This window comes from Bacillus sp. FSL R12-0074, assembly GCF_038005725.1.
GTDB classification, from domain to species: Bacteria; Bacillota; Bacilli; order Bacillales; family Bacillaceae_G; genus Bacillus_A; species Bacillus_A mycoides.
The window spans coordinates 1,959,840-1,986,177 of the sequence record NZ_JBBOTR010000001.1 but is presented as its reverse complement, the minus strand read 5'-3'; the positions used below and the strand labels follow the sequence as shown (position 1 = coordinate 1,986,177).

Sequence of the window (26,338 nt, the reverse complement as noted above, 5' to 3'; positions counted from 1 at the left end):
CCTTAGTAAAATGTCATATGAGGTTTCTCATCTCTATAATAATTTAGACGGTCTTGTAACGTCCCTGAATGAAACTCAAATTTATGACCATCAGGATCAACAAAATATATAGATTCACAATCTCTCACATCACGCTCTCTTCCTTGTAAAATATGAACTTTATTTTCTTCTAATCGCTGCAGTAAGCGTTCAAAGTCTTCTTGTTCAACAGAAAATGCGAGGTGCGTATAAGATTGATGAATCTCCTTTCTTGGAATATGTGCCTCTTCGTTCAGTGCTATCCATACTCCACATATATTGAAATATGCAAGTTTTCTCCCTTTAACTAATAGTTCTCCTTCTAGCACTCTTTCATAAAACATAATAGCGTTTTCTAAATTTGATACTGAAAAACAAAGATGATTGATTCCTTTCAACACTCCACGTTCCTCCCTAAACAAATAAAAGATGAGTGAAAATTCGCTCATCTTTTATTATACTATTTCTTTGTAATATATGCCCATTTATAACTAAAGTCGCCACCGAACGTATGGTTAGCAATACCATTTACATACGTCTTCTCTAAGTAAGCTGTACTTTGTTGGTACGTAGGTGAGATTGCAGCGTCTTGACCAATTAAGATTTTTTCAGCTTCTGCTAGTGCTTTCCAGCGTGCTGCGTCATCTTTTAGTAGTTCTCCTTTTGATTTTGCTACTAAATCATCGTACTTCGGATTTGAATAATCCATTTCATTAAACGAGCTTCCAGTAACGAACATATCAATATATGTCATTGGGTCTGGATAATCTGGACTCCATGCAGATAATGAGAATTCATATTCAAATTTCTTTTCTAAATCTAACTTCTGCTTATATGGTTGTTGCTTCAGATTCACTTTAATACCAGGTAAGTTTTTCTCTAATTCTTCTTTAATAAAGTCGCCCACTTTTTTACGACTACCGTTATCATCATTTAGTAATTCTACTGTAATTGTATCTTGACCAAGTTCTTTCTTCGCTTCTTCCCACAGTTTTTTTGCTTTCGCAGCATTATCTTTACTGTCACGGAAATTTTTATTTACAGTACGGAAGTCTTTTCCATCTGGTCCTGTCGTAAACTTTTCAGGTACTAAGAAATACGCTGGCAATGATCCATCATTCAAAATTACATCCGCAATTCCTTTTTTATCGTACGCTAAATCAATCGCCTCACGAACCTTTTGATTTTTAAACGTTGCATTTTTTTGATTAAAACGTAGGAAATACATACGTGGGTCTAGCTTCGTTTTAAATTCATCTGGTTTATTCTTTTTATATTTGTCTACAAACTCAGAACTTAAAATGACACGGTCTGCTTGATCACTATCATATAAATTTACCCCAGTACTTGTCTCTTTTACTATACCCACATTAATTTCTTGTAATTTTACAGCATCTTTATCCCAATAATTTGGGTTTTTCTTTAACTGGTAACTTTGTTCATGTTTCCATTCACTCATTGTAAATGGTCCATTGTACAATAATTTATCTGCTTCTAATCCGTATTTATCCCCTTGTCCTTTTACATACTTTTCATTTAATGGGAAGAATGTAGGGAACGAAGTAAGCTCAAGGAAATAAGGTGCTGGTTGCTCTAATTCTACTACCAACGTTTTATCATCCTTCGCTTTAACACCTAATTGATCCGACGGTACTTCTCCTTTATTTACTTTCTGTGCATTTTTCACATCAAATAAAATAAATGCATATTCTGCTGCTATTGCTTTATCTAATGTACGTTGCCATGCATATACAAAATCTTGTGCTCGAACTGGATCACCATTTGACCATTTTGCATCACGTAATTCAAATGTATATGTCTTTTTATCTTCACTAATCTTCACGTCTTTGGCCATACCTGGAGTTGGTTTATTATCTTTATCTAGACGATATAATCCTTCCATTGCATTTACAAATACACGGAAAGATACAGAATCTGTTGATTTAGATGTATCCATTGAAGGAATTTCAGCTGTTTCTAGTAAGTTTAATACTTGCTTATCCGCTACTCCCTTACCTGCTTCTTTCTTCGTTGTAGATGCCTTCTCCCCATTTCCGCAACCTGCAACCAATACACTAGCCGATAATGCAACTGCAGCAATCGTTGTTACCTTTCTCTTCATTCTTCCTTCCCCCAATCTATATGTATAAGTTAAAACTTGTATAATATATTTTATTATACAAAAAATTCTGATTATTTTAAATATTTATTTTCATAAAAAGAAAAAAAGCGGTCAGAAATTGCTTTCCCTCCGCTTTGTTGAATAGCATTTACTTGTAAGCCATCCTCTATATCAAATGGATTTTGAACTTTAAATATTTCCTCCATTATCTTCAAAAACTCTTCTTCATTTTTAGATTCACCGTTAATCGTAAGTGAATATGGTTCCACTTCTCCCAATTTATAATCAACAATAAATTGAATTGTCACCTTTTTCCTTGGCATCTCAGGACTCTCCCCCTGAAATTCTACTAATTCTAATCCTTCCGTTCCCCGATAGTATATCCATCCTGAATTTTGAAAATAATTTTCGAACGATTCACCAATTGAAAAGACTGGATATTCATAAAGCGAGCTTGTACGAACTTTTTGTATAATATCTCGATCAGTCGGAAAAAAGAAATGACTGAAAAAAATACTAGCAACTGCTAAAATAGTAACGATTGTTGCTCCCATTTTACTCGTTCCACCACTATCACGGATGAGATAATTTTCAACCGATTCATCTTTAATTCCCCGTGCTTTTATTCGATATATACGCCTTTCTGCAAATTGATAAAATAATCCATTTGCAAAAATCCCCATCCCAAATAGAATGAAAATGAGTAATAAAAACGTAAGAGGCACCATATTAATGATTGGCAACGCTACGTTGAACCCCATATAATAAGAAAATGCATCACATGCTACTAATAACAGTATAAATAAAGCAGCAGGTACGTAATACTTGCGATATCCAAGCCAACCTACATTAAAAATAGCAGCCAGACCATTCCAGCTCCACCTAGCAATTCGCTTATTCTCAAGCTCCCATTTTCTTTTGTAATATGGATATTGTCTCCCTACATATACTTCTAATTCTTTGTCTATTAGCGAGCTTTCTTCACCTTGTTCATTATGCAAGTTTCGTTGACAATTTGCACAATTCAGCTGATCATTAATACAAGGTCGCCCACAATTTATACATTTCAAAACAATCCCTCTTTCCATCCATACTTCATTGTGAACTACCCACCACTTAGTATCTCTTACGAGCTTACCCCGAAGTGGGGGCTTCTCGGTTCATCGTTACTTTTGATAGCTAACGAATTTGTCTTAGGACAGCCGAGCTAACTCCCTCGTTCCAAAGGTTGTTTCTTACGATTTATTTAAAATACCTTCATGTTTCAATAACCACTCTTTCCTCCATAAACCACCCGCATACCCAACAAGTTTTCCACTCTTTCCTATTACACGATGGCATGGAACGATAATTGAAATTGGATTCCGGCTATTTGCCCCTCCTATCGCTCGTACAGCTTTCGTATTCCCAACCTTCTCCGCAATATCTAAATATGAAGCACTTACGCCATACGGAACAGTGTAAAGTGCATCCCATACATTCTTTTGGAATGGTGTTCCTTCAGCAGACAATGGAACTGTAAACTCTTTTCTTTTTCCTTCAAAGTATTCATCTAATTCATTTATACATTGTTCAACAAGTTCATTTTTATGTTCTTCTTTTCTTTCTTCAACAAATATAACAGACGTAATTCCTTCTTCGTTCGCTGTAATTTCTAACAAACCTAATTCACTATCATAATAAGCCTGGTACATATGTCATCCTCCAATTCATTACATATTATTTATTGTAACACGAATAGACGAAATTTTTCGTATAAGCGTTTTATTAGGGAAACAAAAAAGAGGATGATACAATGTAAGAAAATTCAATCAAGGGGGATATTTGATGGAGTTTCAACTCTTTTCACCTTATACAATTAAGGACGTTACGCTAAAAAACCGTATCATTATGTCACCTATGTGCATGTATTCATCAGAAAATGAGGATGGCCAAGTAACTAATTTTCATCTCGTCCATTATGGAACCAGGGCTGCTGGCCAAGTAGGTTTAGTTATGATTGAAGCAACAGCTGTGTTACCTGAAGGACGAATTTCTAACAAAGACTTAGGCATTTGGGATGATAATCTAATTGAAGGCTTACATAAAACGACAACATTTATACATAATAACGGTGCAAAAGCAGCCATTCAACTCGCTCACGCCGGAAGAAAGGCTGAATTAGAAACAGATGCTTTCGCTCCCTCAGCAATTCCGTTTAACGATAGAATGAAAATACCAGTAGAAATGAATAAACAGCAAATTAAAGAAACTGTTTCTGCTTTTCAAAAAGCAGCTTTACGCTCTAAACGAGCGGGGGTTGACGTTATTGAATTACATGGTGCTCACGGTTATCTTATTAATGAATTTCTTTCTCCGCTTTCCAATAAGCGGATTGATGAATACGGGGGCTCACCTGAAAATCGCTATCGTTTCTTACGCGAAATCATCGATGCTGTAAATGAAGTTTGGAACGGACCGTTATTTGTTCGTATTTCAGCAAATGATTATCATCCCGCCGGGTTAACGGTTCAAGATTATGTGCAGTATACAGGATGGATGAAAGAACAAGGGGTAGATTTAATCGATTGTAGTTCTGGTGCTGTTGTACCCGCACATATTGATGTGTATCCTGGTTACCAAGTACAATATGCTAAACATATTAAGGAGCATGTTAACATCGCGACTGGTGCGGTAGGATTAATTACAACCGGATCACAAGCAGAGCAAATTTTAAATAATAACGAAGCAGATTTAATTTTTATCGGACGCGAGTTACTTCGTAATCCATACTTCCCAAGAATAGCTGCCAATGAACTTGGCTTTGAATTAAAAGAACCATATCAGTACCAACGAGCACCCGGGAAAATTAAAACTAATAAATAAAACCGAGAAATTATTCTTCTCGGTTTTACTTATTTTATTTCTATAATATCGTTTGAACTATAAATATGAATACCAGATTCTTCACGTAGCGCTGTTATATACATTCCTTTCGCCACATCTTTAGCTGAAATTGGTTTATACTTTTTAAAAGCCCCTTTAAATATAAACGGAAGAATACGAGATAATTTCTCAGCCATTCTTTCCCCAAAACGATATTCTTGACGATTTCCAACTAATAATGACGGCCTGAAAATATGTATGCCACCAATAACTAGCTTTTTCAGCTCCTCTTCCATTTTCCCCTTCACTTGCGAGTAAAAGAAAAATGATTTAGGTTTTGCTCCCATTGATGAAATAACAAGAAAATTTTGCACGCCTTGTTTTTCAGCTAAGCAGGCAGCTCGTAATGTATATTCATAATCTACTTTTTTAAAATTAGACTTCGACTTCGCTTTTTTTATCGTTGTTCCTAAGCAACTAAAAACATCATCTACTGCAAAAAATTCTTTGTATTCCTCTAATACTGAAAAATCCACCTGTTTCTGTTGCAATTTCTCATGCTGTAATTGTAATGGTTCCCTTACAAAAATAGTAACCGAATCGTAGTAATCTGAGTCAAGTAATAGTCGCGTTATTTCTTGTCCAACTAACCCACTTGCGCCAAGTACTAACGCTGTTCGCTTATTCATATATGTGTATACCTCTTTATTTACTATTCTCTCCTATAGCTAATCGTCGCTAACAGGAGTTTCCGTTCTCCCATTTTACCATAAGTAAAGCACTATGCGTATGCATAGTGCTTTACTTACTCTTTTTTCTCTTCTTTTTCTTCTGCTGGCAATTTTGTAATTGTTGTAGCATCCCCTAAATTACTTATTAGTCTTCTTAAAAAAATTAAAACAAAAGATAATGGCAAAACAACCGCAAGTATTAATAAGATAGCTTCCATGAAGTAACCCAAGCGCTCATCCCCTTTTTTCTGCTCCCTCCCAATATATGAAAGTAACATTGTCACATATGCACCAATCATAAAAATTAATACCTTTCTTTTTGACAGATTTATTACAAAATCAAATCGTAATGATTATTATTTATTGCAACTTTCATAAAGATGTATTATACTAGGTTCGCAAACTAAAACGTAATTATTCCGTTTTGTATTAAAACGATATTTTCTTCTTATATTTGGAGAAAATATAATTGTAAAAAAGAAAAGAGGAGAATTATATGCCTAAAAAATTAGCTCTATTTTCATTTATACTTATTTTCACACTCATCTCTGCTGGATGTTCTAACAACAAAGATAGTGCAGCGAAAAAAGATGGGAAACTTTCTGTTTATACAACCATTTTCCCACTCGCTGACTTTGCAAAAAAAATCGGTGGTGATTATGTAAATGTAGAAACAATTTACCCACCTGGTGCGGATTCTCATACATTTGAACCAAGTCAAAAGCAGACTGTACAAGTGGCGAAAGCCGATTTATTTGTTTATAACGGCGCAGAATTAGAACCATTTGCCGAAAAAATGGAAAAATCATTAAAAAAAGAAAACGTAAAAATTGTAAATGCATCTAAAGATATCGAACTTCGTGCTTCATCTGAAGAAGAGCAGCACGATCATGGAGACGGTCATAAAGAAGATGAACATCATCACGATAAAGACCCACACGTTTGGATAGACCCTACTCTTGCGATGAAACAAGCAGAAAAAATTAAAAATGCACTTGTAGAATTACAGCCTGAACATAAAAAAGAATTCGAAAAAAACTTTGCAGCACTACAAACAAAATTTACTGATTTAGATGATCAATTTAAAGCAGTTGTTGCAAATGCAAAAACGAAAGAAATATTAGTTTCACACGCAGCTTACGGCTACTGGGAACAACGATACGGTTTGAAACAAATTCCAATCGCTGGAATTTCAGCATCTGATGAACCATCTCAAAAGCAGCTTACTGACATTACAAAAACAGTAAAAGAGCACGGTCTACAATATATTTTATTTGAAACATTCTCTACTCCAAAAGTAGCATCAGTTATTCAAAAAGAAACAGGTACAAAAATTTTACGCTTAAATCACCTTGCTACTATTTCTGAGGATGATGCAAAGAACAATAAAGATTACTTCACATTAATGGAAGAAAACGTAAATACTTTAAAAGAAGCAACAAACTAATCAACTATATTTTCTAGGCAGCTGAATATGTCATCCAGCTGCCTTTTTATGTATTTATCCTTGACTTGATCGAAATAACAAGTAGAATTATCCATATTAGCTTGTAAGCTATACTAATTTAGAAGGTGAGTTGGAACTATGAATCTTCACATTTGTGAAGTAACAGCAAATAATTGGCGTTCAGTTGCTGCTTTAGACGTAGCAAAAGACCAGCAGCAGTTTATTGAAAGCAATGCGTTTTCTTTAGCGGAATCATTATATGAAGAAAACGGAACGTCAGTAGGCTTATATGACAAAGAAACACTCGTTGGATACGCAATGTACGGTTGGTATTCCCAAAAACATGAAAGCGTATGGTTAGATCGTTTTATGATTGACCAACAATTTCAAGGAAAAGGATACGCAAAACGTTTCCTTCGCTTACTAATTCAATTCTTGCAACAAAAATTCGAATGTAAAATAATTTATTTAAGTTTACATCCTGACAACAAACACGCAATGGGACTATATGAGTCATTTGGCTTCCGTTTAAATGGGGATATTGATGACGAAGGTCCAGTTGTAGGTGTTGTAATGGAATTACTTATAGATGAAAATACAAGTCTGTGAAAACAGGCTTTTTATTATGCATTTATCAATGTTATCTATTTTTGTTTCGTTCCCTTATTACTTCATTTTTGTAATCTAGTATTATCTCATTAAAATACTCATAAAAAATAAGCCTGCGATTTACGCAGACTTATTTCACACATTCTTCAAAATGTTCTTGGAACCATTCTTTATTAATATCTCTTCCGATGAAAACTACTTCGCTTACTCGCTCTTCGCCCTCCTGCCACTCTCTATCGTACGAAGCAGCAAATAACGTATGCACACCTTGGAAAACAATACGTTTATCTACTCCATCAATAGATAAAATTCCTTTGTAGCGATATAAATGCTCCCCTAGTTCTTGAACGACAGCTGACATCCACTCATTCAATTTTTGTAAATCTAACGGACGTTCTTCACGTAGTACAAACGATTTTACACCTTCTAGATGGTTATGTTCTGTATGAGGGTAAATTTGCAGCGTATCTTTCGTTTTAAACGTTTGAATTTGTAATAACGATGGAATATCTACCTCACAGTTAGTCGCCTCGATTAACTTTGCAGTCGGGTTAATTCCTTGAAGTTCATGCAAGAGATTTTCTTTCTCATTTTCTTCAATTAAATCTAATTTATTAACTAACACAACATCAGCAAAGGCAATTTGTTCTTTTGCTTCTAGTCCCTTTTCAAAATGTTTATGTATATGATAGCTATCTACAACTGTTACAACACCGTTAATTTGGTATGCAGATTGAATAACTGGATCTAAAAAGAAAGTTTGAATAATCGGACCTGGATTTGCAAGACCTGTTGTTTCGATTACTAATCCATCAAAGTCCATTTTCCCTTCTGCTTTCACATCCAGTAATTGTTTTAAAGCAACAAGTAAATCTTCACGCACAGTACAGCATAAACAACCGTTTGTCATTTCCATAATTTCTTCTTCAACGTTCATAATTAATTGATTATCGATACCAATTTGTCCTATTTCATTTACAATCACTGCTAATTTCTTGCCGTGATCCTCTGATAAAATTCGATTTAATAATGTCGTTTTCCCTGATCCAAGAAAACCAGTTAGTATTGTTACTGGAATCATTCCTTACATCTCCTTATAGCTATATGTTTCTACATTATAGCATACAGAGAAAAACGTTTTTGTAGCAAAACATATTTATTGTATGTACGACCCTGTAACTATATAATAATACGTAGTAAGAAAGCCTTTTCAAAAATATTATTCATTCATATAGGGGGTACTTATAGTGGAACGAGTTCAAATGGCCGAAACGCTAGAATTTTCTCGTATTATTCAAGGTTTTTGGCGTTTAGCAGAATGGAATATGCCAAAGCAAGAGTTACTTTCTTTTATTGAAGACTGTATGGATTTGGGGATTACTACTTTCGATCACGCTGATATTTATGGTGGGTATACGTGTGAAGGATTGTTTGGAGAAGCGTTACAATTAAAGCCTTCCTTACGCGAAAATATGCAAATCATCACTAAATGTGGAATCGCTCCCCCATCACCGAAATTTCCAGAACGATATGTTGCTCACTACAATACGAGTGCTGAACATATCATAAAGAGCGCGGAGGATTCATTACAAAACTTACATACAGATTATATTGATGTATTGCTCATTCATCGTCCTGATCCATTCACGGACCCAAACGAAGTGGCAGAAGCGTTCTCACGCTTAAAGCAAGAAGGAAAAGTTCGTCACTTCGGTGTTTCTAACTTTTTACCTTCTCAATTTAATATGTTAAGTTCATATTTAGATTTCCCGCTCATTACAAATCAAATTGAAGTATCTGCGATGCAAATGGAGCATTTTGAAAAAGGTACGATTGATTTATGCCAAGAAAAACGAATCAATCCAATGATTTGGTCACCTCTTGCTGGTGGAGAAATCTTTACTGGCCAATCAGAACGCGCCGTACGTGTACGTGAAACTTTACAAAAAATTGCTACTGAGCTAGGCGTTGATAGCATCGATACTGTTATGTATGCATGGTTACTTGCTCATCCAGCTAAAATGATGCCAATTGTTGGCTCTGGCAAATTAGATCGAGTAAAAACGGCTGCAATGGCAACAAAAGTTAATTTAGACCGCCAACAATGGTTTACAATTTTCGAAAGCTCTAACGGTCATCCTGTACCATAATATAAAAAAGAAGAGCTATTTTCTTACAGCTCTTCTTTTTCATATGTATTTCTCGTCATTGCAAATACACACATATCCCTTAATCCATTTCCATCCACCGCAACACTCGCGCTTTCTAAAGTACCCTCTAATTTAAAGCCTAATTTCTCTGGTATCGCTCTACTCTTCTTATTTAGAGAATCACAACGAATTTCTACCCGGTTTGCTTTCAGTTCAGTGAAAGCATAATCCGTTATTCCTTTTGCAGCCTCTACCATATAGCCCTTTCCACTAAATCTTGAATCAACCCAATACCCGATTTCAAATTGAGGTATATCCCAATTAATACGATGTAATCCGGCAGATGCAATAAATTCGCCTGTTTCGTTCGAAAAAACTAGTAATCTCAAATCCTCACGCTGCAAAAATTGAATATGCGATTTTCTAATACTCTCTTCTATTTCTTCCTCTGTTTGCTCTTTTTGTGCAAAGACCATCCAAGGTTTTAATTCTTGTATTGAAGCTTGAATTGCGTCATATACAACTTTACCATCACCTGGTTTTGGCATTCGAATAAAAAGCCTGTCAGTATAAAATTCAGAAGGAAAATCGAATAATAACGGATTCACTGTAAACACTCCCTATAATTCTTTTATATATAATAATATCCATCTCAAGTTATACAGTAAAGAAATTTCTGAATTTTAAACTTTTTGATCATTCACTTCCATCGCTACACGAACTCCAGATTCAATCGCACCTTGAATCCATCCGTGATACAGCGTTGTATGATCTCCGGCAAAGTATATTCTCCCCTCAGGTTTTACAATGACTGGCTGTAATTCTGATTCTTGGCCAGCTTGAAATAGTGCAAACCCTCCAAGCGCATATGGATCTAATGTCCAACTCTTTGATATTCCAGACATGAACTCATCATATACTTGACCACCTAATATTGTTGCTAAATTTTGTAGTGTGTAATAGATACGATCCCCCTTTGATAACCCATCCCATAGTAATGCATCGTATGACCATGTATAACTCCCTAGCATAATGGCTGGTCCTTTTGAACCGATTCCATGACTTGGATAATACGCATAACGTATAGGAAGATCTGTTATAATTCTCCCACCTAATTGCCCTTGTTCCTCCCAAAAACGACTTTTAAATTGAATCCCTATTTTTGTAGCCGGCATATAATGCAATTCGCGAATTGTTTTCCACTTCGCATGAGATATCGAATCAAATGGATCTACTTCTACAAATCGCATTGTTGAAAAAGGAATTGTAACAATAACTAAATCCCCTGTAATACTACTATATTCAAAAGTTTCCTCGTTCCGGTAATAGGCTGTTACACTATTGGCTTGTTGATGAAGCTTCATTAATTTTTGATTATATATAATATTTTCTTCTAATTGTGGTAAAAAAGACTTTGGTAATCTATCATTCCCACCTATTATTTCACAAAATCCACTTTCCTCTTGCATAATGTATAAAAATCGTAACGTCTCAACAAATGACCTTTCCAAAAAACCTTCTAAATCTAATAGAACACCAATCATCTCGATCGTTACCGGTGAAAAGTACGTATTATATTGATAAGGATGATATTTTAAAAATTGACCTGTAGAATATTTCCCAAAATCCTTTACTACAATATCCCAATTTTTTTCTGGATTTCTTTTAATAAAATTTATAATCGGCTGTACCGCTAATAATAATAGGGCCTCCGACGTTTTCCCCTCTTCGTTCATTTCCACCGGATACTTTAAAATACTTGGGTCCTTTTCATATTGTTTCAACGTTGTTTTTCGGCCATTAACATATATAATATCAGTCTCATTCCTATTAATAAAAGGGCTCACCTGTAGCCCATACTTTCTTATATATGCCATCGTTAATTTGTGCGAATACGGAATTCTCATCGCTCCAACATCTAAATATAATCCGGTATCTTCCATCCTAACTGTCTCTATGCGGCCACCTACACGGTTGTTCGCTTCAAAAACCTTCACTTCATGCCCTGCTGCTTTTAATAAAGATGCCGAAACTAATCCAGCCATACCAGCCCCTACTACAATGATTTGTTTCGGACGTGTCGTCTTCTTCAATCCCTTATTTATAACTTTTAACGTTTCATCCATCTCATTGTTAAACATTATATCTTTCTGCACAATCCCACCCCTTACTTCATGAAATACGAATTAGTGGTTTAGTGCATTTTATTCATAAATTCACTTAAACATAACACCACCACAATTTGAAAATTCACTAAAAATACATAAGGTGCAGCTCTCCCCCTTCCACATGCTTCATATGATAAACATACAGATAGTAACTGTATGGAAAGGATGGATACACATGAAACGTACTTACGATTATCAGGCTACAAAAAAACATTTAGAATTAAAAAAACAGCAGTTATGTAAAAAACTCACTAGCGTTAAACTAACTGAAGAAGAACGCAAGCAAATACATTTAGAAATTGATAACTACGAATATATATTAAACTTAGTCGAAATGAATCATTATGAACGAGGGTTTTCTCATTAAAAGCGGATAAAAAATTATTCACTTTTCCTTTTGAGCATTTCATTACGCATTTTTCGTAAGTAAATATATAATAGGATGTACATTAAGATTGAGAGGTATATTCTATGATCAAATTAAGTGTATTAGACCAATCACCTATTTCAGATGGTAGCACAGCAGCCCAGGCTATTTCGCATACAGTTACGCTTGCACAAGAAGTTGAGAAACTCGGATTCACACGTTTTTGGGTATCCGAGCACCATAATTCAATTAGCTTAGCTGGTTCAAGTCCAGAAATACTCATTTCACATATTGCCGCGAAAACTGACCGTATTAGAGTTGGTTCTGGTGGTGTTATGCTGCCACATTATAGTCCATATAAAGTTGCCGAGAATTTCCGCGTTTTAGAAGCACTTTATAAGGGCCGCATCGACCTTGGTGTCGGTAGAGCGCCTGGTGGTATGCCGATAGCAACTCGCGCACTTCAAGAAGGTAAAATGGTCTCACTTGATCAATATCCAGAACAAATTGCAGATGTTGCTATGTACTTACATGATCAAGTACCAGAAAACCATCATTATGCAAACTTAAAGGCTACTCCAGTTATCCCAACATCTCCTGAAATGTGGATGCTCGGTTCTAGCGGAGAAAGTGCAATGATTGCCGCAAAGCAAGGCGCTTCTTTTGCATTTGCACAGTTCATTAACGGATACGGTGGCCCTGAAGTAATGAAGGCTTACCAAGAACAATTCCAACCTTCCTATTTAGGTGATAAACCAAAATCAATCGTATCTATTTTTGTTATTTGCGGAGAAACAAATGAAGAAGCGGAGAAGATTGCATCAAGCCTTGATTTATCGATTTTACTATTAGAACAAGGAAAACGGACTACTGGTACTCCTTCTATTGAAACTGCTCAAAATTATTCGTATAGTGCTTATGATCTATTCCGCATAAAAGAAAATCGTCAACGTATGATTGTCGGTGATCCGTCTTCTGTGAAAGAAAAAATATTAAACTTAAGCAAAGCGTATAATACTGACGAATTTATGATTGTCACGATTACTCATCAATTTGAACATAAATTAAACTCTTATCGCCTATTGGCAGATGCTTTTAATTTATAATAACGAAAAAGAGATGCATCACATATGATGCATCTCCTTTTCTTACTACCAATCAATTGTTTTTGCTTCCTATATATTCAATAGCTTCTTTTAATAACTCATCAAAATTATGAGGGTAATCATGATTTAAGTTAGGCACAACTTTATACTTATGTTCTATATTTTTATCCTTTAATAACTTTACAAATTGCTGTGTACCTTCAAAACAATCTTCATCTTGATCCCCACATATTATATATCCTTTTATGCTTTTATCATGCAATATTCCAATCATTTCTTCCCATTCTTCCATTTCCGGGAGCCACGGTGCCACAAAAATAAAACCGTTCACTTCTATTTCACCTTGTAACATGGAATGTAACGCTACTCTTGCCCCAGCAGAAAAGCCACCAATAATAATATTCTCAAATGGTTTATTCACTTTAATCTTATTGTAATGTCCTTTTAACTCTTCTCTTCCTCTTTCGATATTATCCCAAACATATCCATCTGAAAATTGAATTTGGGAAGATTGAGGCAATGCTAGCATAAAACCTTGTTCCTTTACAGAGTTCCAATATGGTTCTATTATTTGTATATTTTCTTGATCCCCATGCAGTGTTATTAGTAGATTTTCAGTTTGTTTGCTGTATTTATATTTCACGTCTGCTTGTTCCGATTTCTTTTCTAATTCTTCTCTTTCTTTACATAATTGAACCATTCTATGAAACTCTTCAAATTTATGTAGTGGTTTTAAATCATCATCGGAAATTAAATACTCACTTCCGTACCAAAATCCATTTTCTATAATTGCTTTCTTCATTAAATGCAACGCTTCTTCTTCAAGTCCTGCTGCACTTGCTAATGCATATTTAAAATTATATATTTGTGCTTCATTACCCATTACATCTTTAGCATTATTCATTATATAAGAATACGCTTCAAAACTTCCTTTATTTGCATAACAATGTAACGTTTCATTTAATAACTTAATATAAGTCATATTATTTTCCATATAGGAATTCCCCCGTAACCTTTTATAATAATTGCTTCTCCAATCTTCCTATCATTCTAGGGTCACGGTATAAATAGTTAAATTCTACAATTCAACTTAACAATACCTGATTCTCAGAATGATATTTAATAGTTAATGTATGTATACGCATAATACACCACTCCTTCCTATCCACTAGTTGTAGTATAAAGTTAAATAAACTGAAAAATCAATATTTTAATAAAAAAAAGACAACAATAATATTATTGTTGTTCTCATAACATCTGCCCACTATTCTTTTTTTTCTTATCTGGTTTACTTGAAACTAAATAATGCTTTTCTGAAATATATAAGTTTCTTTTTAATATACGATTTAAATATGGTCCTAGCTTCACTCCGCATATGAGGCGATCTTCGCTATCTTCAACAATTGGGAACATTTCTTTTTCTGTTACATATTGATCTACGGCCTTTTGTACGATATCAATTTCTTTAACTAGGTTTAAATTTTCTTCTGTATGTTCAAATACTTCAAGCGTTTCCTTCGTTATCAGAAAAAAATTTGTTGGAAATGCAGGTAAATAGGGCTTTAACAAATCATAATTTACTGTGTAATCATCATTTACTAAAACTGTATAAACGATATTAGCATTCGTTTCTAGAAACTTCGCCATCGCTTGTTCTAATTCATCTTTCGTAATTTCCCTATCTTCTTTTCCAGTTCTGAAAAAGCGAAACATTGTATCGCCTCCTTTTTACTATATTATAGCATAAAAGAAAACTGAAAAATTATAAAAAACTCTATTGAAAGAATTTTTCAATAGAGTTTTTCTTTAATCCATTTATGTTTATTTTAAGAATGCACTTAACATCCATACATGTTGTTCTAATGTCGTATGAATTGCTAATAGCATATCAGCCGATGTTTCATCATCAGCTTCATCAGCTACTTCCATACCTTCTTTTAATTCTTGAATAAGTGCAGAAAAATCGTTTACTAAAATTTGCACCATTTCTTCTGCAGACTCTTTGCTTGTCCCTTCGATTACAGTTGAAGTTGCTAAATACTCTTTCATTGTCGCTAACGGTTTTCCTTCTAACGCTAAAATACGCTCTGCTAACTCATCAATGTATGTTCCTGCTTCATTATAAAACTCTTCAAATTTCTCATGTAATGTAAAGAAGTGCGGCCCTGTCACATACCAATGATAATTATGCAGTTTGACATATAATACATTCCAGTTTGCTACCTGCTTGTTTAATACTTCAACAACATTCGTTTTCGTACTCATACAATCCACTCCTCTTATCATGTTACTATCTTTTAATTACCTAACTTCATTTTACCATACATTCCCTATTCTTTTGAATGAACAGCTTATATGTAACAAAGTTTTAACAACCTTAATATTTCCCTAATATCATATAATTCATGTATCCTTTCAACTACTTCATATGTCTAATTGTCCAAGCTCACACATATGCATAATAGTAAGTCAAGCTCATCATAGAAGAAAGAGGGATAACATGGACAATCAACAATGGCAAGTAGCAAAGAAAGTCGCTGCTACTTATATCGGAACGGTCGTTGGAGCTGGATTTGCTACTGGGCGAGAAATTGTCGAATTTTTTACAGTTAACGGATTGTACGGAACCATTGGCATATGTATAAGTGGATTTTTTTTTATTTGGCTCGGTACAAAAATGATGTTACTTTCATCACAAATCGGGGCATTTTCAGCGCAAGAATTTAATAAATATTTATTTGGGGATGTATTTGGAAATGTCGTAAATACTTTATTATTACTCGTATTATTTGGCGTAACTAGCGTTATGTTATCAGGAGCCGGGGCAGTATTTGAAGAACAACTTCGTCTCCCGAGACAACTTGGTATTTTCATCACAGTCATCGCCTGCCTCATTATTGGGAGCCGGGGATTACAAGGTGTTTTTGAAGTGAATACACTTGTCGTACCTATTATGATGATTTTCATTATCGGACTTGCTATTACAACCTTTATTCATGGTACAACTCCTATTATTGACACCGTTCCTACAGAAAGTTGGAATATGAAATGGATTACTAGCCCTATTACATATGTTGCATTAAATCTGTCTCTCGCCCAAAGTGTTCTCGTCCCATTGGCCAGTGAAGTAAAAGATCGAAAAGCTATTTTATGGGGTGGTATTTTAGGCGGCGCGGGGCTTTGCTTTATTTTATTATGTAGCCATTTAGCAATATTATCCGTTGAACAATTTTATCAATATAACATCCCAATGGCTGAAGTTGTAAGAAGGTTTAATGCAACTTTCCATTTTTTCTTTGTTCTTATCATTTTTGGTGAAGTATTCACCACATTAGTTGGGAATATATTCGGAATGACAAAACAAATGCAATCCATTACCGGATGGAAAAGTAATAACATTATTTACTTCATATTACTAATTAGTTATTGCTTTAGTTTCATTGGATATAGTGAATTACTTCATATTCTATACCCTATTATCGGTTGGGTGAGCATCATTTTACTACCGATTATTGCCTTTAAACAACTTCAAAAAACATAAAAAAACATCCGTGTATACGGATGTTTTTCATCTTCATTCACAGTCTTCACATACTTCCCAGTACGGCCCCATTTCTACTGCAAGATATGGCTTTAATTGCAAACGAATCATTCGACTTGGCATGCGTTCCAATACGAATTGAATGCCGTCTTCCTCTTCATCCAACTCAACTTTTGAAATAGCAATTCTTTGCATAGTAGTAATAGGGCTTCCATCTTTATATAAAGTGATTTTCACCTCATCATACTCATTAAAATACAATTCAACATTCATTTGCTTTTTTAACATTTCATCAACAATTTCATAATTATCATTTTGTTCCTGGATTATATATTTCCAGCCGCCTCTATCCAATTCTATCGGAGCAGCTTGGAATAATGTCATCAAATCCTCGTATAGCATAAGATAACCCCTCTCTTACTAAAAAACGATGAGTATTTTATATACCCTTTATCTCTATCACTATCCATGTTTATTGTACCATATATCATGAATCTTACCGCATTCATTTGCTTTATAAACACATACAAAACATATAGTATTTTCAGTTCACTCTCTATTCACTAGTACGTCCTCTTACTGATAACTTATCACTTTCCTTATTTCCTATACACTACTTATAACTCTTAAAAAACCACAAAAAAGAAGAGTAATTTATATCACTCTCCTCATAAGATTTTTCCTGTAGCTGCTAATGCTAACACTATAATTAAACTTGCAAATAATAGTGTTACAATTAAACTAAAAATCGGTAATATTTTCTTTTCATTCTTCTTAAATAATAACCTTAAACAAAGAATGATATTTAATGGGACAAATATCAAATAAAGATATTTAACGATTTGTAATGAACTATTTGAAAGTGTTTTAAATACAAACACTTCAATTAAAAAAACAACAAAGAATAAAATGCTTAACCAAAACGAGACATAGCTAAGCCAAGAATGTCTTTTCGTTCCCCAATACACTCCCATACTGATCTCCTTTAAACGTAGTCTATATTATATTAATTATACACCCGCTTAACAAATTCCTCTATTTTTCGACAAACATTAAATACATTGAACCTCTAATCCGTTTATCAGCTAAAAGACTGTCTCTAATAGCACTAATGCTATTTTGAGACAGCCTCCCCTTTTTATACTTTAAATCTTTCAATTAATACTTGTAACTCTTCAGCCATTTGAGATAGTGTACCAGCTGCAGAACCAATTTCTTCCATAGAAGCTAACTGCTCCTCAGCTGACGCTGCAACACTTTGTGTACTCGTCGCATTATTTTGTGCCGTCATAGCAATTTGACCAACCGAAATAGATACTTCATTTGCACCTTTTGACATCCCATTAGCTGTTTCAACCATCGTTTTAATTTGGTCAGCAATTTCATTTGTAGATTGTAAAATTTCAGTGAAATTTTGTTTTGTTTCATTTGCAATAACAAGTCCAGATTGCACTTCTTCATTTACATTATTCATAGATTTTACTGTCTTACTCATATCATCTTGTATTTCACAAATTAATTTACTAATTTCACTTGATGATACACTAGATTGTTCTGCTAATTTTCGTACTTCATCAGCAACAATTGCAAAGCCTCTTCCATGCTCACCAGCTCTTGCAGCCTCAATTGCTGCATTTAAAGCTAGAAGATTTGTCTGATCTGCAATATTTTGAATAACTTCTAAAATATCACCAATTTGCTTTGATTTGTTATTCAACAACTGAATAACAGCATCTGACTGTGAAACAGATTCCGCAATAGATTGCATTTGATTTACTGTTTTTCCAACTAGCTTTCCACCATCTTCTGCTTTTTCGCGAGTGTGAGCAGAAGCAGTATTAATAGATGATGAGCTATTTGCTACATGCTGAATCCCTTCTGTTACATCAAACAGTAACATAGCACCATTTTCTACGCTTGCTGTTTGCGTCGTTGCACCACTTGATATTTCATCCATTGCTGATGTAATTTGTTCAGTCGCTTCACTCGCTTGTCTCACACTTGCTGTTAACTCTTCAGATGCAGCTGCAACATGCCCTGCTGAAGTATTAATTCTTCCAATTAACGTTCTTAGTGAATCTGTCATTTCATTAAAACCTTTTGCAAGTTGACCGATTTCATCGTTTGAATTAATTTCAATTGTTTGCGTTAAATCTCCTTCACTTATTTCTTTAGAAGTGGCAACTAATCTCTTTAAAGGTTTTGTAATAGAAAGAGTTACGAAATAAATAAGTGCCCCTCCTACAACTAATGAAATAAGCATAACAATTAACATATTATAAAATACAGGCTGAGCAGCTTCAATTACTTCATTTGAGTACATCGTTCCACCGATTTTCCAACCTGTTTTTAAGTTTGTAGCAAATACCATTTTCTTTTCACTACCATCATACGTGTATGAAAAAGTGCCTTGATTATCTTCGTAAATTCTCTTTGCCCAAGAATCAGCTGCTTTATCTCCTGGTTTTTCTTGAGGATGCGCAATTATTTTTTGTTTTCCATCTAAAATGAAAGTATATCCTTTTTTACCAATATTGATTAACTTTGTTGTTTTCAATAAATTCTCTAAACTTAAATCTACCGCAACAACACCATTTTTATCTTCTGTTTGTTTCGCGATCGTTACGACAATATGTCCATTTCCTTTCGCCTTATACGGTTCAGTGACCACGATTCCACCTTGTTTACTCACTGCATCTTTATACCAAGAACGAGTTGTTGGATCATAATCTGCTGCCATTTGTATATTTGGTTCTTGAACAAACTTCTTATCATTGCCGGCAACATATACTTGTTCAATATCTTTATTTAAATTAATATATTGAGATAATACCTTTCTTAATTCATCTTGATTATCTCCTTGATACATATCACTATGAATCACTCGTGCAAAGTTATTTACTTCGTTAAATTTCGCCTCAATCATTTGATTGATTAAATTATCTAATATTTTTATATTATCGTGAGCACTACTCGTAATTTGTGATTCAAAATTCTTTTTAGCCGTTTGATAAGACATTCCTCCAATAATAGAGACAGCCGCAATTAAAATTATCAAAAATGAAATTAATAGCTTTTTTGCTACTTTTATATCTCGAAACCACCTTAACAGTTTACTCATTATAAACCTCATACATTTAAATATTAAGTTTTAAAGATAAATAACCAATTATGAATATATCCCATTCCCTATCCTCTATTTTTACAATTCGTTTTTGATAAACACCTTGTAAAGTTTAAACAAATATCCCCCCTTTGTCTATATATATGAATAATATTATTATAAAATTTACAAATACAAAAAACCAAAGGAATAGTCCTTTGGTTTTTTACATTTTTTTATGTTGTTTAGAAATCTTCTTCCATCTATCTCGTTCCGCCCTTGCCAGAGTAATGTTTTGTTTTCTCATAACATATGCCAATTCTCTTTGCAGCTTTTTATAGCTTAGTAAGCGCTCTACGGGTATAGTTCCGTTATCTATAGCATTTCGCACTGCACATCCTGGTTCACCTTCATGTTTACAATCTCGAAAGCGGCAAGTATTTGCAAGATCTTCAATATCGGAAAATGTAGTTTGAATTGCCGTGCTTCCTTCCCAAAGCTGAAGTTCCCTCATACCAGGCGTATCAATTACTAAACCGCCACTCGGTAATTGGAACAATTCACGGTGAGTTGTCGTATGCCTTCCTTTACTATCTTCTTCACGTATATCTCCGGTTTTTGCTACAGCTGTTCCTATTAATGCATTTAATAAAGTAGATTTCCCTGCACCTGAAGATCCAACTAAAGCAATTGTTTTTCCTGGTGAAACAAATTGTTGCAATAATTCTATTCCGACGTACACTAAGCTATCAACAACAAATATAGGAACACCGATTGCTACCGCTTCAGTTTCTGCAATTTTCTGTTCCACATCTTCACATAAACTACTCTTCGTTAAAACAATAACAGGCATTGCACCACTCTCATAAGCCACCAGCAAATAACGTTCCATCCTTCTTACGTTGAAATCATGGTTAAGTGCATTCACTAAAAATAGATAATCTACATTTGTTGCGATAATTTGTTCTTCAGTTCTGTTACCAGCTTCTTGTCTTGAAAAAGAACTTCTTCTCGGAAAAATACGGTGAATAATTGCCTTTTTCTCATTTTCTATTTTCTTTATATATACCCAATCCCCAACTGCCGGATAATCTCCCTTCGTTAACGCTTCATGACGAAACTTCCCAGACAGTTCCGCTACATATTCACCATCATTACAAATAATCCGATATATATGCTTATGCTCAAGTAAAATACGCCCTACTTCATAGTTCTCTACAGCTTGTTCTTCAAAAAAAGAATCCCATCCGAAAGATTCTAAAATATTTTGATCCAAATTGATATCCTCCCTAGTTTGAACTTAGTGGAAGGATCGTGCGCTCACTTATAGAGTATCGCCCTTTCCGTCCACCTTTGTATTTGGTTTATTATTCATATAAGTTAATTTCGCCATAATACATCACCCCGTTCTTATTTTAATTACTCTCATTATATGGAATATTGATTTAAAAAGCTACCTCATTTAACGTAATTTTCAAATAACTTATTTTTTAGCATTTTAATTTGTCCGCGATGACTAATTTCATCTTCTAGCACATGAAACCAAAGGTAGTGCTGATTATACGCTACACCGTTAGGCTACTTTCTTTCTGACATTAGCCATGTATCATCTACTTCACTCAAATACTTTAGCGACTCTTCTCGAACACTTTGCAAAAGTTGTACATAATACGGTATGTCATAGCCACGAATAGATTTCCCTGCTTCCCCTAAATACAGTGCATCTTCCCATATTTCTAATTCTTCTTTTGTAAAGTCACGCTTTTGAAATGAAATAAGCTGATGTGCTTTTTCAATAGCTGCTATATGCTTTAGTAACGCTCCGATGGAATTCCCTCCACTCGGCATAATTAAATCTAATTGCTCAACTGATAGCTCGTTTATTTCCTGTAATGTTACAGCCCTCGTATGTTCCAGCATGCTTACTAATTCCCCTATATTTTTTGTATAACCATCTACACTTCTTATTCGATAATCTATATTCATATCACGCACCCCTTTCTACATTCATATTAAGGAATAACCGCTTCATACAATAGACTGAAATATATCAGATTTTTCTGTTATAATTAAATTGAATACAGAATAAACCTAAACAAACTTTCTCAATATGCTTATATGAAATATTAAAAGGAATCAATATAAAATTATCGAATCTTATTCACTAAAAGGAGTGGATTCGATGGAAATGTATCAATGGCTAACCGCTGTTCTCGTTGGTGGCATTACTGGCTTCGTTTCCCATCTGATCAATAACCAAGGCAAGTTATTGCTTCCACGCCGTTTAAAAACTTTTTTTCATTTTGGATTTTTAACTGATATTTTTACAGGTAGCCTCGCCGCACTTCTTGGACTCGTTTTATTCGATGTCACCTTAATAAAAGAAATTATAAAAGTCTCCATTGTGACCGCTATTTCCGGTCAAACGTTTTTACTTCACCAAGCTCTTGGTGGTGAACAGGCTAAAAATACGCAAATTGGGAAAGCTGATGAGAAAATCCAAGAAATTGACAAACTATTACGACGTTAGTCTATACTTTCTCTAAAAATTATTGTTATAATAAAAAATAAATATTTTCTATTGCGTCGTTTGTCAGAAGAAAGGGTGTTTCGTATGACAAAAAAGAAAATAGAAGATTTCTTAACAAACACCGAAAAAGAGGAACTGCTAGAAAACTATAAATGTTTACGAGAAGCCCGCACAAAAAGCGAAGCTAACTATTTTGGTGAGGCAGTAGACCATCTATTAAATAAAGTAAAAAAACGAATTATTAAAGAAGCAGGAATACATGATGAAAATGCGGCAACAGTTCAATCTAAACGAAAAGCACTGTTTTAGCTAAAACAGTGCTTTTTATTACGGCATTTTTCACATTACTTTCACATCTATTTCACAAATATAAGTATTCCTATATGTTAAACTAAGTATATCCTTTTCCAAGGAACTATATGCCGATATATAAATCCCTATCTCTTTAGGGATTTTTTATTTTTGGATTCCCCATAATTTTATTACAATACATTTCTATTATTTGTCTACTTTTTTTACCCCCTGTACTCAAAAGCTCCTTCATGTATTTCTTCTCTTTTTAACTAATCTTCTAAAATAGATTCAATCTCTTTCATAACTTTTTCATTCAATGAAACATCCACTGCTCTTACACTTTCTCTTATTTGCTCCGCTCGTTTCCCACCAGGAATAACAGTATCAATTCCTTTTTTATTTAATAGCCATGCTAAAGCTAAATGTGATACTTCAAGATTCATTTCTTTAGCTAAATCTTTTAACATCTCAACTTTTTTAAAGTTATTTTTATATGTATTTTCTTCAAATAGATTTACACTTTGACGCCAATCGCCTTTGTTTAATTTAAAATTTTCTGTATATTCCCCGCCTAGTATCCCAAAAGCAAGAGGCCCGTACGGTATAAATGAAATACCTGATTCTATACAATATGGCAAAAGTTCTTCCCCAGCAGCACGATCCAACATATTATACGGTGATTGTACAACATCTATATGTCCGTGCTGATTCGCTTCTTTTAGTTGCTCTACATTTACGTTAGATATTCCAATTGAACGAATTTTCCCTTCCTCTTTTAGGCGAGTAAGCTCTCCAATTGAATCTATGTAACTTGTTTTAGGATTTGTAAAATGTAAATAATATAAATCAATATAATCAGTTTGTAATCTTCTTAAGCTATTTTCCACAGCATTTCTTAAATAGCTTCGTTCATTATTAATATGAACCTCTCCATTTAATAACGGCTGAATTCCACCTTTTGTAGCAAGTACAAACTCGTGGCGTTTTCCTTTTAATACTTCTCCTACCAATTCCTCTGATCTACCGAAACCGTATGAATCTGCTGTATCAAAAAATGTAATCCCTTGCTGAATTGCTTCTTCTATTAATCTTTTTCCTTCTTCCTCATTCACATCAGCATATAAATTATGTCCCCCAACAGCGTTTGTTCCTAACCCCAACTTCGAAATATTTAGTCCTGCCTTTTTCAATTTTGTATACTTCATTTTTTATCCCCCTATATTTCTATTGTTCGATTATATTCGAACAATAGAAATATACCACTTTATATGTTATAGTGCAAATATATTAACTTATACAAGCAGGTGAAAAAATGCGTACTCTCTATCATCCAAATCGAGAAGAAATTCAATTCTCTTCTGTCTTATATGCACTTAGCGATCAAATTCGTTTACAAATTGTAACTATGCTACTAGAGAAAAATGAACAATCTTGTGGTGCGTTAAACATTCCAATTGCAAAATCAACTTTATCTCATCATTTCAAAGTTTTACGTGAATCTGGTGTTATGTTTACACGACTTGAGGGAACGCAACGTTTCATTTCAATTCGTGAAGATGATTTAAATGCTCGATTCCCTGGTTTATTAGATGTTGTAATACATGCGACAGAACCATACTAAAAAACATCTCATATAAATATGAGATGTTTTTTAGTAATTACTATTCTTTTAATAAATCTATTAATCCATTCCCTTCAGATGTACGTTCATACCCTAAAGGTACAGTCCTTTTTATAAGTTGCGCATATATTTCCGGCTCTGATAATTTTCTACCATACTCTCTCTCACACTGCTTTATGAGAAGTGCTAGCGCCCCAGCGACATGCGGCGTCGCCATTGAAGTACCACTTAATACCGCATATTTCCCCTCTGGATACGTAGACAGTATTTCATCACCCGGCGCTACTAAATCAATTTCTTGATTTGAATTACTAAAGCATGAAATTTTCTGCTCTAAATTAACAGCACCTACTTCAATTACTTCAGAATAAGCACCCGGAAAATCTAATTCTTCAGTATCATCGTTACAATCTCCATCATTTCCTGCAGCGCACACGACAAGTACGTCTTGTTTTACCGCATTTTGAATAGCTTCATGTAACTCTGGTACATCTTGCGGACCACCAAGTGACATTGAAATAATTCTCACTTTCTCTTTATTCGGTCCTCTCCAATTTACAGCATAATGAATGGCCTCAATAATTTGCTCATAACTTCCAGAACCATCTCCAGCTAATACTTTTAAAACTAACATTTTAGAAAGTGGTGCGACTCCTAGTACACCCACTCCATTTTCAGTCGCTGCAATTGTCCCCGCTACATGAGTACCATGCCCATTATTATCAAGATAAATATTGGGATTTCCTTCATAATCTTTTGTGAAATTTCTCCCACCAATAATACGATCTTTTAAATCTACATGATTGACATCACAACCTGTATCTAAAACAGCAACGACAATGTCTTTTCCTTTCGCGCTCTTTTCCCATACTTGCGGAGCATGAATCAATTGTACACCTGGTGGAATTTCATTTACTTGTTCAACCACTTTATTTACAGTAAACGGAATTAATTTAATGCCTTTTTGTTTATTCGCTGTACTACTATTCATCGTAATCCCTCCTGAAAATATATTATTTTCATTTCAGACCACTATTGAATGCGTTTAGATTTAACATTCGTTTTATTCGTTCCATTTCCCTTCCTCTCAAATGTTTCTCAATAAACAAAAGAAAAGGACCATTAATGGTCCTTTTCTTTTTCAGTTTTTCAATAGAATAATATAAAGTGAAACTATAATCAGTGGGTGGTGTTCATCCCCCACTGATTATTAGCTCTCACCAATCGGGCTTTTACGGGCAGTTGATCTCCCACCTAACTTCTTTGCTTCAGCCGAGTTTTGAGGTGGGAGTTTTACTGCCCACAAATAGCGGGATAAATTAAGACTAAATCTTACTCTTGTTCAAAAACTGCTCAATTTCTTTTATTACATGTTTTGCGCCTTCTATACTAACAGTAATGTTTCCATTTGCTAATGAAATATTTTGATCTGAAACATCACCTGTTATTTGACAAGCATTGTATGGTTGATATTTTTGTAAAATGACTTTGTCTTCTTCTACAAAAATTTCAAGTGGTGATTTGATTTGTATTCCTAATACATCCCGTAATTCTTTAGGAATAACTATCCGTCCCAATTCATCTACTTTTCGAATAATTCCTGTTGCTTTCATGTTACTCCCCCCTTACTCTCTATTATTTTTTTCACCTCGCTATTTTCATTTTA

General features: G+C 34.3%; 29 protein-coding genes and 2 pseudogenes. 10 read left to right on the top strand and 21 right to left on the bottom strand.

The features are described from left to right. Positions 1-2: 2 nt before the first annotated feature. The 4 genes from fosB to NSS97_RS10320 form a co-directional block, all read right to left on the bottom strand. Complete coding sequence (gene fosB / locus NSS97_RS10335) at positions 3-419, bottom strand: FosBx1 family fosfomycin resistance bacillithiol transferase (RefSeq protein WP_002126995.1); 417 nt, start codon at positions 417-419, stop codon at positions 3-5. A gap of 59 nt (positions 420-478) precedes the next feature. Continuing rightward, on the bottom strand, positions 479-2,140 hold the full coding sequence (locus NSS97_RS10330; RefSeq protein ID WP_002189364.1) for a peptide ABC transporter substrate-binding protein: 1,662 nt from the start codon (positions 2,138-2,140) through the stop codon (positions 479-481). A gap of 71 nt (positions 2,141-2,211) precedes the next feature. Then, entirely contained in the window at positions 2,212-3,210 is a 999-nt protein-coding gene (locus NSS97_RS10325; RefSeq protein ID WP_107887941.1) for a DUF2628 domain-containing protein, read from the bottom strand. A gap of 165 nt (positions 3,211-3,375) precedes the next feature. Next, on the bottom strand, positions 3,376-3,834 hold the full coding sequence (locus NSS97_RS10320; protein ID WP_002135839.1) for a methylated-DNA--[protein]-cysteine S-methyltransferase: 459 nt from the start codon (positions 3,832-3,834) through the stop codon (positions 3,376-3,378). A gap of 133 nt (positions 3,835-3,967) precedes the next feature. On the opposite strand from NSS97_RS10320, the gene namA reads away from it, so the two are divergent. Continuing rightward, positions 3,968-5,005: an NADPH dehydrogenase NamA gene (gene namA / locus NSS97_RS10315; RefSeq protein ID WP_107887940.1), complete on the top strand. Its 1,038-nt coding sequence runs from the start codon at positions 3,968-3,970 to the stop codon at positions 5,003-5,005. Between the two features lie 29 nt (positions 5,006-5,034). On the opposite strand, the gene NSS97_RS10310 is transcribed toward namA, so the two are convergent. Together NSS97_RS10310 and NSS97_RS10305 are read right to left on the bottom strand one after the other, a co-directional pair. After that, positions 5,035-5,694, bottom strand: a complete 660-nt coding sequence (locus NSS97_RS10310) for an oxidoreductase (RefSeq protein WP_002031464.1) — start codon at positions 5,692-5,694, stop codon at positions 5,035-5,037. A gap of 116 nt (positions 5,695-5,810) precedes the next feature. Then, positions 5,811-6,035 (bottom strand): hypothetical protein, encoded by a 225-nt coding sequence (locus NSS97_RS10305; RefSeq protein ID WP_002012427.1) that lies wholly within the window; start codon positions 6,033-6,035, stop codon positions 5,811-5,813. Positions 6,036-6,232: 197 nt separating this feature from the next. Here NSS97_RS10305 and NSS97_RS10300 point away from each other — a divergent pair, with 197 nt between their 5' ends. Both NSS97_RS10300 and NSS97_RS10295 read left to right on the top strand, forming a co-directional pair. After that, on the top strand, positions 6,233-7,183 hold the full coding sequence (locus tag NSS97_RS10300; RefSeq protein WP_107887939.1) for a metal ABC transporter solute-binding protein, Zn/Mn family: 951 nt from the start codon (positions 6,233-6,235) through the stop codon (positions 7,181-7,183). Positions 7,184-7,321: 138 nt separating this feature from the next. After that, positions 7,322-7,792, top strand: coding sequence for a GNAT family N-acetyltransferase (locus NSS97_RS10295; RefSeq protein WP_002012425.1), 471 nt, complete (start codon positions 7,322-7,324; stop codon positions 7,790-7,792). A 130-nt stretch (positions 7,793-7,922) separates the two neighbouring features. Here the strand turns inward: NSS97_RS10295 and NSS97_RS10290 are convergent, their stop codons facing one another. Beyond that, positions 7,923-8,873, bottom strand: coding sequence for a CobW family GTP-binding protein (locus NSS97_RS10290; RefSeq protein ID WP_002086082.1), 951 nt, complete (start codon positions 8,871-8,873; stop codon positions 7,923-7,925). Between the two features lie 166 nt (positions 8,874-9,039). Between NSS97_RS10290 and NSS97_RS10285 the strand changes: the two genes are divergently transcribed. Next, positions 9,040-9,942, top strand: a complete 903-nt coding sequence (locus NSS97_RS10285; RefSeq protein WP_002141394.1) for an aldo/keto reductase — start codon at positions 9,040-9,042, stop codon at positions 9,940-9,942. Between the two features lie 23 nt (positions 9,943-9,965). On the opposite strand, the gene NSS97_RS10280 is transcribed toward NSS97_RS10285, so the two are convergent. Next, on the bottom strand, positions 9,966-10,550 hold the full coding sequence (locus NSS97_RS10280; RefSeq protein ID WP_088039249.1) for a GNAT family N-acetyltransferase: 585 nt from the start codon (positions 10,548-10,550) through the stop codon (positions 9,966-9,968). A 75-nt stretch (positions 10,551-10,625) separates the two neighbouring features. Next, a complete protein-coding gene (locus NSS97_RS10275) occupies positions 10,626-12,098 on the bottom strand; it encodes a flavin monoamine oxidase family protein (protein ID WP_088039248.1) in 1,473 nt (490 codons plus the stop codon). 187 nt (positions 12,099-12,285) lie between these two features. On the opposite strand from NSS97_RS10275, the gene NSS97_RS10270 reads away from it, so the two are divergent. Next, positions 12,286-12,477, top strand: a complete 192-nt coding sequence (locus tag NSS97_RS10270) for a DUF3896 family protein (protein ID WP_002012420.1) — start codon at positions 12,286-12,288, stop codon at positions 12,475-12,477. A 104-nt stretch (positions 12,478-12,581) separates the two neighbouring features. Next, positions 12,582-13,583, top strand: coding sequence for an LLM class flavin-dependent oxidoreductase (locus NSS97_RS10265; RefSeq protein WP_002141391.1), 1,002 nt, complete (start codon positions 12,582-12,584; stop codon positions 13,581-13,583). A 52-nt stretch (positions 13,584-13,635) separates the two neighbouring features. Here the strand turns inward: NSS97_RS10265 and NSS97_RS10260 are convergent, their stop codons facing one another. The 3 genes from NSS97_RS10260 to NSS97_RS10250 all read right to left on the bottom strand — a co-directional run bounded on the left by NSS97_RS10260 (position 13,636) and on the right by NSS97_RS10250 (position 15,848). Beyond that, the gene (locus NSS97_RS10260) at positions 13,636-14,577 is read right to left on the bottom strand and encodes an alpha/beta hydrolase (RefSeq protein ID WP_107887937.1); all 942 of its coding nucleotides are present in this window, start codon (positions 14,575-14,577) and stop codon (positions 13,636-13,638) included. A gap of 254 nt (positions 14,578-14,831) precedes the next feature. Then, positions 14,832-15,296: a DUF3939 domain-containing protein gene (locus tag NSS97_RS10255; RefSeq protein WP_000488199.1), complete on the bottom strand. Its 465-nt coding sequence runs from the start codon at positions 15,294-15,296 to the stop codon at positions 14,832-14,834. A gap of 108 nt (positions 15,297-15,404) precedes the next feature. Beyond that, positions 15,405-15,848 carry a Dps family protein gene (locus NSS97_RS10250; RefSeq protein ID WP_002012416.1) on the bottom strand — a complete coding sequence of 148 codons (444 nt, stop codon included), beginning with the start codon at positions 15,846-15,848 and terminating at the stop codon, positions 15,405-15,407. A gap of 235 nt (positions 15,849-16,083) precedes the next feature. Between NSS97_RS10250 and NSS97_RS10245 the strand changes: the two genes are divergently transcribed. Beyond that, positions 16,084-17,124, top strand: a complete 1,041-nt coding sequence (locus NSS97_RS10245) for a YkvI family membrane protein (protein WP_002031445.1) — start codon at positions 16,084-16,086, stop codon at positions 17,122-17,124. A gap of 33 nt (positions 17,125-17,157) precedes the next feature. On the opposite strand, the gene NSS97_RS10240 is transcribed toward NSS97_RS10245, so the two are convergent. From NSS97_RS10240 to NSS97_RS10220, 5 genes and pseudogenes are all read right to left on the bottom strand, one after another. Beyond that, the gene (locus tag NSS97_RS10240) at positions 17,158-17,526 is read right to left on the bottom strand and encodes a DUF3979 family protein (protein WP_002086098.1); all 369 of its coding nucleotides are present in this window, start codon (positions 17,524-17,526) and stop codon (positions 17,158-17,160) included. 266 nt (positions 17,527-17,792) lie between these two features. Next, entirely contained in the window at positions 17,793-18,098 is a 306-nt protein-coding gene (locus NSS97_RS10235; protein WP_107887935.1) for a hypothetical protein, read from the bottom strand. 164 nt (positions 18,099-18,262) lie between these two features. Further along, positions 18,263-20,245: a methyl-accepting chemotaxis protein gene (locus NSS97_RS10230; protein WP_002086101.1), complete on the bottom strand. Its 1,983-nt coding sequence runs from the start codon at positions 20,243-20,245 to the stop codon at positions 18,263-18,265. A 208-nt stretch (positions 20,246-20,453) separates the two neighbouring features. Next, entirely contained in the window at positions 20,454-21,503 is a 1,050-nt protein-coding gene (rsgA, locus tag NSS97_RS10225) for a ribosome small subunit-dependent GTPase A (protein WP_016102176.1), read from the bottom strand. 182 nt (positions 21,504-21,685) lie between these two features. Beyond that, positions 21,686-22,213, bottom strand: a pseudogene (locus tag NSS97_RS10220) (DinB family protein). Positions 22,214-22,409: 196 nt separating this feature from the next. Here NSS97_RS10220 and NSS97_RS10215 point away from each other — a divergent pair. After that, positions 22,410-22,757, top strand: coding sequence for a DUF4257 domain-containing protein (locus NSS97_RS10215; RefSeq protein ID WP_000426320.1), 348 nt, complete (start codon positions 22,410-22,412; stop codon positions 22,755-22,757). An 84-nt stretch (positions 22,758-22,841) separates the two neighbouring features. Beyond that, positions 22,842-23,066 carry a hypothetical protein gene (locus tag NSS97_RS10210; RefSeq protein ID WP_002141385.1) on the top strand — a complete coding sequence of 75 codons (225 nt, stop codon included), beginning with the start codon at positions 22,842-22,844 and terminating at the stop codon, positions 23,064-23,066. 30 nt (positions 23,067-23,096) lie between these two features. On the opposite strand, the pseudogene NSS97_RS10205 reads toward NSS97_RS10210, so the two are convergent. Both NSS97_RS10205 and NSS97_RS10200 read right to left on the bottom strand, forming a co-directional pair. After that, positions 23,097-23,301: pseudogene (locus NSS97_RS10205) on the bottom strand (hypothetical protein). Positions 23,302-23,320: 19 nt separating this feature from the next. After that, positions 23,321-24,256 (bottom strand): aldo/keto reductase, encoded by a 936-nt coding sequence (locus tag NSS97_RS10200; RefSeq protein WP_341112395.1) that lies wholly within the window; start codon positions 24,254-24,256, stop codon positions 23,321-23,323. A gap of 107 nt (positions 24,257-24,363) precedes the next feature. Between NSS97_RS10200 and NSS97_RS10195 the strand changes: the two genes are divergently transcribed. Next, positions 24,364-24,672, top strand: a complete 309-nt coding sequence (locus tag NSS97_RS10195) for an ArsR/SmtB family transcription factor (protein ID WP_016102179.1) — start codon at positions 24,364-24,366, stop codon at positions 24,670-24,672. 40 nt (positions 24,673-24,712) lie between these two features. Here the strand turns inward: NSS97_RS10195 and NSS97_RS10190 are convergent, their stop codons facing one another. Together NSS97_RS10190 and NSS97_RS10185 are read right to left on the bottom strand one after the other, a co-directional pair. Beyond that, a complete protein-coding gene (locus NSS97_RS10190; protein ID WP_088032601.1) occupies positions 24,713-25,663 on the bottom strand; it encodes a serine protease in 951 nt (316 codons plus the stop codon). A 334-nt stretch (positions 25,664-25,997) separates the two neighbouring features. Further along, positions 25,998-26,285: an AbrB/MazE/SpoVT family DNA-binding domain-containing protein gene (locus NSS97_RS10185; protein WP_002012401.1), complete on the bottom strand. Its 288-nt coding sequence runs from the start codon at positions 26,283-26,285 to the stop codon at positions 25,998-26,000. Positions 26,286-26,338 lie beyond the last annotated feature (53 nt).

Excerpts from the sequence above, each read along its gene's own strand:
- NSS97_RS10330 (WP_002189364.1), bottom strand. The coding sequence starts at position 2,140 with ATGAAGAGAAAGGTAACAACGATTGCTGCAGTTGCATTATCGGCTAGT.
- NSS97_RS10320 (WP_002135839.1), bottom strand. The coding sequence starts at position 3,834 with ATGTACCAGGCTTATTATGATAGTGAATTAGGTTTGTTAGAAATTACA.
- namA (WP_107887940.1), top strand. The coding sequence starts at position 3,968 with ATGGAGTTTCAACTCTTTTCACCTTATACAATTAAGGACGTTACGCTA.
- NSS97_RS10310 (WP_002031464.1), bottom strand. The coding sequence starts at position 5,694 with ATGAATAAGCGAACAGCGTTAGTACTTGGCGCAAGTGGGTTAGTTGGA.
- NSS97_RS10305 (WP_002012427.1), bottom strand. The coding sequence starts at position 6,035 with ATGATTGGTGCATATGTGACAATGTTACTTTCATATATTGGGAGGGAG.
- NSS97_RS10300 (WP_107887939.1), top strand. The coding sequence starts at position 6,233 with ATGCCTAAAAAATTAGCTCTATTTTCATTTATACTTATTTTCACACTC.
- NSS97_RS10295 (WP_002012425.1), top strand. The coding sequence starts at position 7,322 with ATGAATCTTCACATTTGTGAAGTAACAGCAAATAATTGGCGTTCAGTT.
- NSS97_RS10290 (WP_002086082.1), bottom strand. The coding sequence starts at position 8,873 with ATGATTCCAGTAACAATACTAACTGGTTTTCTTGGATCAGGGAAAACG.
- NSS97_RS10270 (WP_002012420.1), top strand. The coding sequence starts at position 12,286 with ATGAAACGTACTTACGATTATCAGGCTACAAAAAAACATTTAGAATTA.
- NSS97_RS10265 (WP_002141391.1), top strand. The coding sequence starts at position 12,582 with ATGATCAAATTAAGTGTATTAGACCAATCACCTATTTCAGATGGTAGC.
- NSS97_RS10260 (WP_107887937.1), bottom strand. The coding sequence starts at position 14,577 with ATGGAAAATAATATGACTTATATTAAGTTATTAAATGAAACGTTACAT.
- NSS97_RS10255 (WP_000488199.1), bottom strand. The coding sequence starts at position 15,296 with ATGTTTCGCTTTTTCAGAACTGGAAAAGAAGATAGGGAAATTACGAAA.
- NSS97_RS10250 (WP_002012416.1), bottom strand. The coding sequence starts at position 15,848 with ATGAGTACGAAAACGAATGTTGTTGAAGTATTAAACAAGCAGGTAGCA.
- NSS97_RS10245 (WP_002031445.1), top strand. The coding sequence starts at position 16,084 with ATGGACAATCAACAATGGCAAGTAGCAAAGAAAGTCGCTGCTACTTAT.
- NSS97_RS10240 (WP_002086098.1), bottom strand. The coding sequence starts at position 17,526 with ATGCTATACGAGGATTTGATGACATTATTCCAAGCTGCTCCGATAGAA.
- NSS97_RS10235 (WP_107887935.1), bottom strand. The coding sequence starts at position 18,098 with ATGGGAGTGTATTGGGGAACGAAAAGACATTCTTGGCTTAGCTATGTC.
- NSS97_RS10230 (WP_002086101.1), bottom strand. The coding sequence starts at position 20,245 with ATGAGTAAACTGTTAAGGTGGTTTCGAGATATAAAAGTAGCAAAAAAG.
- NSS97_RS10215 (WP_000426320.1), top strand. The coding sequence starts at position 22,410 with ATGGAAATGTATCAATGGCTAACCGCTGTTCTCGTTGGTGGCATTACT.
- NSS97_RS10210 (WP_002141385.1), top strand. The coding sequence starts at position 22,842 with ATGACAAAAAAGAAAATAGAAGATTTCTTAACAAACACCGAAAAAGAG.
- NSS97_RS10200 (WP_341112395.1), bottom strand. The coding sequence starts at position 24,256 with ATGAAGTATACAAAATTGAAAAAGGCAGGACTAAATATTTCGAAGTTG.
- NSS97_RS10195 (WP_016102179.1), top strand. The coding sequence starts at position 24,364 with ATGCGTACTCTCTATCATCCAAATCGAGAAGAAATTCAATTCTCTTCT.
- NSS97_RS10190 (WP_088032601.1), bottom strand. The coding sequence starts at position 25,663 with ATGAATAGTAGTACAGCGAATAAACAAAAAGGCATTAAATTAATTCCG.
- NSS97_RS10185 (WP_002012401.1), bottom strand. The coding sequence starts at position 26,285 with ATGAAAGCAACAGGAATTATTCGAAAAGTAGATGAATTGGGACGGATA.